Genomic DNA, 7,287 nt, shown 5'->3' with positions numbered 1-7,287 from the left:
ATTACACGCTTTAGCACACAATTTAAGAAAGAAAGTTGCCTGAAGAGGACAACTTTTCACTTTTTCTTAAAATATTGAAAAACTTTTATAACAAAAAAATCCGCCTCAAATTTTGTTGTGAGACGGATTCACTTGTATTTTATGTAGGATTTATATTTGCTTAAATTCATAACTATGGAAGCTCATTTCTCAAGAAGCCTATTCTTGGCTTTTGTTTTCTTTTCTGCATCGGTGTTTTCACAAACTTCAGAGATTGTCAAGCTTCTTAATGGTCATCTAAAGAACGACTTAGAAATCAAAACAGAGTACAATCATTTCGGTGATACCATCAGAATTGTGAAACCTTACACTATTCTTGGCGATATATTGAAAGTTGAACTAGAATATAAAGGGGAAAACGGACATTATATAGAAGAGCAGGAAGTCTCATTAAACAAAATCACAGCAATTGGAAAAGACATCAATATCATCCTAGATACAGAAGAATCCGCTGTTAAGATTAATAGGAAATATATCGGGAAAAGCAATGCCAAGCCAGAGTATAACGGCGTATATAATATGTTCTTCACAGGCATCCGTTTCCAAAAACACAACAAACACTTTGGAGAAGCCTTCCAAAAAGCGTTTGAAAAGCAGGCTACGAAATAGAACTCGGCAGTTGGTATGATTGAGTTTTAGGGTTTGAGAGTTGAGAGAGTGGGCCCAGAGAACAAGATATTAGAGCTTAATCCGCTAGCCAAGAACTTTAGAGAGAGTTTGCAGTATGTTCTCTATGAGCAAGAGCTTTGCAAAGAATCCAAAGTTGCAGGTTGCTACAAGCCCAGATATCTGCTGGTTTTTTTAAAAAGAATGGCAATATCCTAGGTGTAATGGAGATTTGTGATACTTGTGCAGGTATCTATACCAGTTCGGGATTACAAAAACCTGTGGTTTGTCCTGCACTTACCAATGCCTTAAAATTCTATCTAGACCGCTCTCATCCTAATGATCTTACAAAATGGTATCTCAATGAAGATTAATAGAAGAAAAAGATAAATAGAATGTCCAACAGCTATCGTTTCCAAGACCAAAACAAAACTGCTTCAGATTTCTCCCAAGAAGTCTGGGTAGTTTGTTAAATTATAAAACTAAAAAAATTAAAAAATATGAAAACTATCAAAATTTTTCTAATCCTGGCTTCAGGTCTGCTTACAGCACAAGGTAAGAATATTATTAAAACCAATCTTACCGCTTATGCTTTTCGTAATCTAAATTTGACTTACGAAAGATCCTTAAACAAAACATTTACAATCAGTCTTGGATTGTCTTCTATTACAAAAGGAGATATTCCCTTAATCAAAAAATACTTTGAAGATGATGTGGATGACGAATTTAAAAATATAGAAATGTCCTTGATGTCTTTTACTATTGAACCGAGAATATACTTGGGTGAAAACTATAATAGCGGTTTTTATTTTGCACCCTATTATCGCTACACAAAGTTTAAAATGGATAATATGGTTTACAACTTTTCCTATGTAGATTCCAACGATATGGAGAGAGATATTACACTTGATATGGCAGGTGATATATCTGCAAATAGTTTCGGTCTTATGATGGGTGCACAATGGTACTTTGGGAAAAAGAAAAACTGGGTGCTAGATTGGTGGATTGTAGGTGGACATTATGGTTTTTCGTCAGGTAATATAAATGGTAATACAAGATCGGGCGCTAATCTTTCTCCGGAAGATCAAAAAGCAATTCTAGATGATATTAATAGTTTTGAAATTCCTATTGTAAAATATGAAGTTGAAGCTGATTCAAAAGATGTTCGTGTTAAGATTGATGGTCCTTGGGCTGGTCTACGTTCGGGTTTATCATTTGGGTATAGATTTTAAATTATGTCTAATTTTCCTCTTCCAAAACCTGCCATTTCTCGGCAGGTTTTATTTTATCATTTGCTGAGCGAAAGCGGCCTTGCGAACCTTAAAATATTTTCAATACAGGAAAAAAAACTTCGTGCGCTTTGTGTTTAAAATGTATTGTTTAACAAAACTTTATGATTTGTAAAATAAATGCCTTTTCTTTGTCGTTCTTTTCTTTATGACAAAAATCGATGAGAGTTTATAGTAAGCTGGCAGAGAATCTCCAGTACATTTCCCCGTCTTATTACAAAAGCAGATTTTTCAAAAAACTGAAAGGTCTTACTGCTCATAATCTTTTGGAAAGAAAAGTAGAACCAGAGTTTCTTTGGATTAAAGAAGTTTTGGCAAAAGATTCTGTTTTTGTGGATATTGGAGCCAATGTTGGCGCTTATCTTTACACTTTAGAAAATCATCTGAAACCAGAAAATATCTTCGCTTTCGAACCCAACCAACAATTATTCAAAAGACTGAAACGGATATTTCCTAAAGTCAATCTATTTTCTGTGGCGTTGTCAGATATTTCCACGACAGCAGAATTCAAAATTCCTGTCATTAATGGAGAAAAAGTTCATACAAGAGGAACTTTGCAGACTTCGATTAAAGAAAAAAATGAAGAGAAAACCATTCTTCAGAAAGTTGAAGTCAAACCTTTGGATGAATTAAATATCAACCTCAAAAACCTAGATTTTATCAAAATTGATGTCGAAGGAAATGAGATGCAAACCCTGCGAGGTGCCAAAAAAACAATCGAAAAATACCAACCAATTCTGATGGTTGAGATGGAACAGCGCCATCACAAAGAAAATCTTTGGACTTTGATTTCAGAAATTGCAGATTGGGGCTATTCGGTCAATTATCTGGATAGAGAAACTTTGAAACCGAAAATCTTGACAGAAGAATTCCTGAACCAACAGAATCCGGATAATGTGAAGAATTACAAAGATTACATTAATAATATCATATTTGTGCCAAGAATTAGGGTTATATAAATTTAATTTTAAAAGGCTTCGAGAGCCTCAGCCTAACAAACCAACAACAATCAACCAACAACAATCAACTAACAACCAATCTATGAGCGTCGTAGCAAGACAAGGTGTAAAATATTCGATAATCGGTTATCTTGGCTTTTTGCTGGGAACATTTTCTTCTATATTTATTTTTCCTTATGATATGGAGTTTTACGGAAAGCTCCGTTACATCTTGCCGACGGCCGAGATTATGGTGCCGATTGTAGTTTTCGGGCTCAGTTTTTCCAATGTCAAATTCTTCAGTAGAGTCAATGCAGATGGGAAACATCATAATATGTTGTCGTTGTCATTGCTGGCAGTTGTCATTAATTTTTTGATTTTCGTAAGTGCATATTTTTTGATTAATTTCCTATTCCCACAATTGCAGACTTCCAAACTATGGGAAATGAAACTCCTGATTCTGCCAATGGTGTTGGTCTTGGCTCTATCTTCGGTTTTTAATAAGTTTTTGACCAATTATAAAAGAATCGTAGTTCCTAATATCTTCGAAAATTTTGTGCCTAAAATAGCCAATATTGGCGCATTCTGTCTGTTTTTCTTTTTGGGTTTTGCGGATAAAATGGCTTATGGATTTTTCTTTTTGATGTTTGTGATTTCGCTTGTTGGTTACGGCTATTACACAAACAGACTGGAGAAAATCAAACCAGATTTTGGACTGGATTATTTCAAAAAAGATAACTTTTACCGCGAGATTTTTACTTACAGTTTGTTCGGTTTTTTAGGAAATATCGGAAATTATATTGCGATTAATATTGACAACCTGATGATTGGGGAGTTTATTAATTTCCACGAAAATGGGATTTATAGTAACATCTACGCCATTATTTCCTTGATAACAGTCCCTCAAATGGGGCTTTTCAACATTTCTGCGCCAATTATTAATAAAGAATTAGCTTCCGGAAGTCATAAAGAATTAGACAGATTTCATAAGAAAACATCGCTCAGTTTGTTTTTCCTTGGATTGGTTTTGTTTTGTTGTATAGTTGTAGGATTTCCTTATTTGGCAGACTTTATGAAGAATGGAGAAGACTTGCGTTCATCCGAGCCTGTGGTTTGGGTTCTTGGATTTGCAATGTTGTTCGATTTGGCGACAGGTTTCAACGGACACATTATTTCGCTTTCCAAATATTACAAATTCAATATTGTGGTGATGTTGATTTTGGCAGTTTTGACTATCACAACCAATATGATTTTCCTAAAACATACAGATTTGGGAATCTTAGGAATTGCGATTGCTTATGCTATTTCTTTGTCTTTATTTAATCTCATCAAAATCATTTTCAATTATATCAAATTCAAGGTTTTTCCTTTGGGGATAGAGATGATTTACGCCATGATTTTGGGTTGTATTTCTATCAATGTTGCAATGTTTCTTCCAGATTTCAAACTCAATATCCTTAATCTATTCTACAAACCAGCGGTAGTTTTGGGGTTGCTTTTCATTGGGAATTATTTCCTGAAAATCTATCCGTTGGACAAGTATCTTAACAAGGCTTTTATCAAGAGTTTGTTCAAATTTTAAAGTTATATAAACAATTTAGTCACTTAAGATTAAACGAGACTAATATGATTTTAAGTTTATTGTAATTCAAAAATCGAAGATTTTCAAAACTAATGTGCTCTTATGTGACTTTTGTGGTTTAAATTTTCCTTAAGATTATCAAAAGTTCAAATTAGGTTAATGGCTTCATAAGTTAGCTTTTTTGCTCTTTGAAAGATTTTCTTTTTTGATTTTTCTTATGTGACTTTGTGGTTTTAATTTTCCTTAAGATTATCAAAAGTTCAAATAAGGATAATGGCTTCAAAAGTTAGCTTTTTTGTTCTTTGAAAGATTTTTTTTTTGATTTTTCTTATGTGACTTTTGTGGTTTAAATTTTCCTTAAGATTATCAAAAGTTCAAATAAGGATAATGGCTTCAAAAGTTAGCTTTTTTGTTCTTTGAAAGATTTTCTTTTTTGATTTTTCTTATGTGAGTTTGTGGTTTAAATTTTCCTTAAGATTATCAAAAGTTCAAATAAGGATAATGGCTTCAAAAGTTAGCTTTTTTGTTCTTTGAAAGATTTTTTTTTTGATTTTTCTTATGTGACTTTTGTGGTTTTAATTTTCCTTAAGATTATCAAAAGTTCAAATAAGGTTAATGGCTTCATAAGTTAGCTTTTTTGCTCTTTGAAAGATTTTCTTTTTTGATTTTTCTTATGTGAGTTTGTGGTTTTATATTTTTTTAAACAGGCTCTAAATTCTAATAATATCTCGGGGAAATAAGAATCTCTTGTTTCTCACCATTTTTATTAGAAATTCTAGTCTGTTTCAGGCAAGTTCCTTTCTCGTCTCTTTCTATGCAATTAATTGACAATTCATCAATCGTTTTGTTGTCTTTTCCTGTAATCACAATCTTAGAAAGTTCATTGTCAGAATAATGAAATTGTCTCGTATTGAAAGTCTCAAAGTTATCTGCGATTTTATCAATACTTCCATTTTTGTTGTAATGATAGATGCTTTCGTTTTGTTTATATTGCTTCTTGGTGTAACAGCTGATGCGCTCGCGTTGATTAGGTTTCCATCGTGTTTTGCAGTAATAAGAATCTTTGTCGGGATATCGTTCTACCGTAAACCACAATTTCTTTTCCGTTTCCTGCAAAAGTTTTCCATTAGAATCAAACGTTTTTGAATATTTGATACGACCATTCTTAGTAAAAGTCATTTCCTTTTTATGGAGAAGCTTTTTCTGGTTGTTGGACGTTTCATAAACTTCTTCAGTTGCAGATTTTAGACCATCGGGTAGGAGGTTGGCTTTCGTGTACTTTTTTGTAGCACAAGACGTTAATAATAAAAATGTAAATACAAAATACACAACTCTCATAAGTATGATTTGCAAAAATTGGAGCAAATTTCTTTCCAATGCACCAAAATATTGGTTTTTATAAATAGTTTGTATTAATTTTAAGTATGAAAAACAAAAAACCTCTCTTAAATTGCTTTAAAAGAGGTCATTTATTTTTAGTTTTTCAGAAAAAGCGAGTTGTGCAACGGTTACCTTTGTTAACTGTAGTTTTTTATTAATTTTCTTGAACTATCTGATGCAATGATTAATCCTCCAGCCAACATAATAATATCTTTCAATACTAATCGACCTGCTCCCGAAAGATATGGAAAACCAAATTGCGGAGTTGGAAAATCGCCTCCTAAGTTTGGAACATAGACTTCTGGAGTTGTTATAAGAAAGGACAGTGTTACTAAAGACATTCCAAAAGTTAATAAACCACCTATCAACCCAATTTTAGGAAACCAAATGCCTAAAAGAACAAGTAACCCAATTACACAAATTACAGTTCCTAATCCGTAAGAAAACAGGTAGGTTCCATTTTCTTTATGCCAATCTATATTCTTTTGCACAACTTTACCTTCTGGGTTTTTGTGTAAAGTATACTCAGCTACTTTTTCCCCCTTTTCGTTTAAAGTAACATTAACTGAATTATTGTAAAAAAAGTTCATCAACGGACTATTCGTCACAAAAGGAACTATACCATCTGCTTCATATTGATAAACTTTTAACCCACCTATCCATGCCATAACAATGAAAATTGAGATGCGGATAAGGTTGATGAAATTTGATTGTTGTGAAGCTAAAAATAACGCTAGACTTTTCATTTTCTAAATTTTAAACTATTATTAAAGATTTTAGCAAATGTAAAAGCCTTTGGATGCAATTAGAATAGACAAATAAGGTAAATACATAGACTATTTAGCTACTATTGAAATTCCAACATTTTTACGATACAAACTTGGCGAAATACCTACAATTTTCTTGAAATATCTACTAAAATAGAATTCGTCTTCAAAATTCAATTCCTGTGCTATTTCTTTTATTGATTTATAAGTAAGATGAAGCAATTTTTTAGCTTCTAAAATAACACGTTCTTGAATAAGTTGCGAAGGGGTTTTTGAAAATTGCTTTTTGATTTTTTTACTAAACGCATCTGTTGAAAGATAAAAAGATGAAGCGTAAAATGCTACACTTCTTTCGGTTTTATAATGTTTTTCTAATAAACCTTGAAAAAGCACAAGATCTTCATTCGGAATTTCATCAGGCTTTATGTTTGTAAGATATTTTGATTTTTCTTTACTGGAAATGGATAAGATTAATTGTAAATAGGATTTTATTATAGAATTTGTAAAAGGGCTTTCTATTTCATTTCTTGATTCTTTTTTCATTTTATCAATAGTATCACTTATTTCATCAAAATATGCTTTATTTATATGTATATCCGTTTTTACTCATATCGCTGTAATATTAGCAATAATGAGCCTTTCGAAGAGTTTGTCACCAAAATATCTTCGGTTTAGCTTATAGATAA

At 32.2% G+C, this 7,287-nt stretch carries 8 protein-coding genes; 5 read left to right on the top strand and 3 right to left on the bottom strand.

The window, feature by feature from the left end; translation table 11 throughout:
* The first annotated feature begins 174 nt into the window (after positions 1 to 174).
* From DRF58_RS17535 to DRF58_RS17515, 5 genes are all read left to right on the top strand, one after another.
* Positions 175 to 648 (top strand): hypothetical protein, encoded by a 474-nt coding sequence (locus DRF58_RS17535; RefSeq protein ID WP_116037214.1) that lies wholly within the window; start codon positions 175 to 177, stop codon positions 646 to 648.
* 161 nt (positions 649 to 809) lie between these two features.
* Complete coding sequence (locus tag DRF58_RS17530) at positions 810 to 1,019, top strand: hypothetical protein (protein WP_116037212.1); 210 nt, start codon at positions 810 to 812, stop codon at positions 1,017 to 1,019.
* A 126-nt stretch (positions 1,020 to 1,145) separates the two neighbouring features.
* Entirely contained in the window at positions 1,146 to 1,877 is a 732-nt protein-coding gene (locus DRF58_RS17525) for a DUF3575 domain-containing protein (RefSeq protein ID WP_116037210.1), read from the top strand.
* Between the two features lie 218 nt (positions 1,878 to 2,095).
* Positions 2,096 to 2,893: an FkbM family methyltransferase gene (locus DRF58_RS17520; protein WP_116037209.1), complete on the top strand. Its 798-nt coding sequence runs from the start codon at positions 2,096 to 2,098 to the stop codon at positions 2,891 to 2,893.
* Between the two features lie 82 nt (positions 2,894 to 2,975).
* The gene (locus DRF58_RS17515) at positions 2,976 to 4,454 is read left to right on the top strand and encodes a lipopolysaccharide biosynthesis protein (RefSeq protein ID WP_116037215.1); all 1,479 of its coding nucleotides are present in this window, start codon (positions 2,976 to 2,978) and stop codon (positions 4,452 to 4,454) included.
* A gap of 717 nt (positions 4,455 to 5,171) precedes the next feature.
* Here the strand turns inward: DRF58_RS17515 and DRF58_RS17510 are convergent.
* The 3 genes from DRF58_RS17510 to DRF58_RS17500 form a co-directional block, all read right to left on the bottom strand.
* Complete coding sequence (locus tag DRF58_RS17510; RefSeq protein WP_116037207.1) at positions 5,172 to 5,792, bottom strand: hypothetical protein; 621 nt, start codon at positions 5,790 to 5,792, stop codon at positions 5,172 to 5,174.
* A gap of 179 nt (positions 5,793 to 5,971) precedes the next feature.
* The gene (locus DRF58_RS17505; RefSeq protein WP_116037205.1) at positions 5,972 to 6,580 is read right to left on the bottom strand and encodes a DUF417 family protein; all 609 of its coding nucleotides are present in this window, start codon (positions 6,578 to 6,580) and stop codon (positions 5,972 to 5,974) included.
* A 90-nt stretch (positions 6,581 to 6,670) separates the two neighbouring features.
* Entirely contained in the window at positions 6,671 to 7,144 is a 474-nt protein-coding gene (locus DRF58_RS17500) for a helix-turn-helix domain-containing protein (protein WP_185144553.1), read from the bottom strand.
* Positions 7,145 to 7,287: the final 143 nt, after the last annotated feature.

The sequence above is a fragment of the Epilithonimonas hispanica genome (assembly GCF_003385395.1).
Lineage (GTDB): Bacteria > Bacteroidota > Bacteroidia > Flavobacteriales > Weeksellaceae > Epilithonimonas > Epilithonimonas hispanica.
Note: the sequence above shows the minus strand (reverse complement) of the source record. Positions and strands in the feature narration are given on the sequence as shown.